This is a genomic window from Pseudoxanthomonas sp. LjRoot204_2, assembly GCF_056175765.1.
This window is the reverse complement of record NZ_JBGFFG010000549.1, coordinates 1-1,902: the sequence shown is the minus strand read 5'-3', so window position 1 is coordinate 1,902 and position 1,902 is coordinate 1. Positions and strand designations below refer to the sequence as shown.

At 67.9% G+C, this 1,902-nt stretch carries 3 protein-coding genes; all 3 read left to right on the top strand.

Going from position 1 to position 1,902, the window contains the following annotated elements; translation table 11 throughout:
• Nucleotides 1-33: 33 nt before the first annotated feature.
• Nucleotides 34-1,083 (top strand): heat-inducible transcriptional repressor HrcA, encoded by a 1,050-nt coding sequence (gene hrcA / locus AC04L7_RS17730; RefSeq protein WP_435998359.1) that lies wholly within the window; start codon nt 34-36, stop codon nt 1,081-1,083.
• A 42-nt stretch (nt 1,084-1,125) separates the two neighbouring features.
• The gene (gene grpE, locus AC04L7_RS17725; RefSeq protein WP_296280692.1) at nt 1,126-1,644 is read left to right on the top strand and encodes a nucleotide exchange factor GrpE; all 519 of its coding nucleotides are present in this window, start codon (nt 1,126-1,128) and stop codon (nt 1,642-1,644) included.
• 108 nt (nt 1,645-1,752) lie between these two features.
• Nucleotides 1,753-1,902, top strand: a 150-nt coding sequence (locus AC04L7_RS17720) for an Hsp70 family protein (protein ID WP_475513571.1), incomplete at its 3' end; no start/stop codon positions are given.

Sequence of the window (1,902 nt, the reverse complement as noted above, 5' to 3'; positions counted from 1 at the left end):
GCAAAGAAGGGGGAGCGACGTTATCTAGCGGGCATGCATCCGCCATCGCCCCCGCTGGATCCGCGCGCCCGCCAACTGCTGCGGACGCTGATCTCGCGCTACATCCGCGATGGCGAGCCGGTGGGGTCGCAGACGCTGGCCCGCCATGCGGGGCTGGAGGTGAGTCCGGCGACCATCCGCAACATCCTGTCCGAGCTGGAAGAGGTCGGACTGCTGAGTTCCCCGCATACCTCGGCCGGCCGCATTCCCACCGCACAGGGGTATCGGGTGTTCGTGGACAGCCTGGTGCAGGTGAAGTCCCTGGGGGACGGCGAAGTCGCGCGGCTGCGGGCCGAACTGTCTACGGGGGCGGGGACCCAGGCACTGCTGGGCAACGCCTCGGAGCTACTGTCGGCGATGACCCACTTCGTCGGCGTGGTCAGCGTGCCGAGGCGGGAGCAGTTCGCCTTCCGCTACATCGATTTCGTGCCGCTGGATGGGCAGCGGGTCATGGCCATCCTGGTCTTCGCCGACAACGACGTGCAGAACCGGGTCATCGAGACCCGTCGGCCCTACGAGCGGTCGGAACTGGAGCGCATCGCGAACTATCTGAACACCCAGTTCGCCGGGCGACCCTTGGCCGAAATCCGGGCCAACCTGCTGCGTGACCTGCGCCGCGCCCAGACGGAAATGGAAGGCCTGCTGGCCGAGTCGATCGAGCTGGCCGAACAGGCCCTCACGCCGCCGGGCGACGATGTGGTGCTGGCGGGCCAGACCCGGCTCATGGGGGTGCAGGAGCTGTCCGATCTGGAACGGCTGCGCGACCTGTTCGAGGCGTTCGCTCGCAAGCGCGAAATCCTGCAACTGCTCGAGCGCACGATCCGCGCCCCGGGGGTGCGCATCTTCATCGGCGAGGACACCGGGCTCGCGCCGCATGATGGCGTGTCGGTGGTGACGGCGCCCTACATGGCGGGCGGGCAGGTGCTCGGCGTGCTGGGGGTGATCGGGCCCACGCGCATGGCGTATGACCGGGTCATTCCGGTGGTGCAGGCGGCGGCCGATGTACTGGGTGCGGCCTTGAATCCGGATGCGCCGGCCCCATAGGTTGGGGCTTGGGCGGCCGGACTTGCCGCGATGGGACCCGAAATGAACCAACACGACCACGATTCCGACCTGGACCAGGGCCACGACCCGCAGGACACCGACAGCGCGCTGATCGCCGAGCTGGAAACCCTCCGCAACGAGCTCGACCAGCTGCGTGCCACTACGCTGCTGGAGCGCGCCGACCTGGAGAACCAGCGCAAGCGCGTGGCCCGCGACATCGAGCAGGCCCGCAAGTTCGCCAACGAACGCCTGTTGGGCGACCTGCTTCCCGTTTTCGACAGCCTGGACGCCGGCCTGGCCGCGGCAGGCGCCGAGCCGAGTCCCCTCAAGGACGGACTGGAGCTGACCTTCAAGCAGTTGCTGAAGGTGGCCGGCGACAACGGCCTGACCCTGCTGGACCCCACGGGCGATGCCTTCAACCCCGAACACCATCAGGCGATCAGCCAGGCCGATGCGCCGGGCGCCGCGCCCGGCAGCGTGGTGCAGGTGTTCCAGAAGGGCTACCTGCTCAACGGACGCCTGCTGCGCCCGGCCCTGGTGGTCGTGGCGAAGCACGACTGAACGTCTGCGCGACGGCGCTTGAACGGCGCCATCGCACCCCTATATCGGGACCATCCACCCGGCCGAGCGCCGGATCCAAACAGAATTTGCTAGGGAGCGAGAACCACCATGGGCAAGATCATCGGCATCGACCTCGGCACGACCAACTCGTGCGTGGCGATCATGGACGGCGGCAAGGCCCGCGTCATCGAAAACTCGGAAGGCGACCGCACCACGCCCTCGATCGTGGCGTACACGAAGGACGGTGAAGTGCTGGTC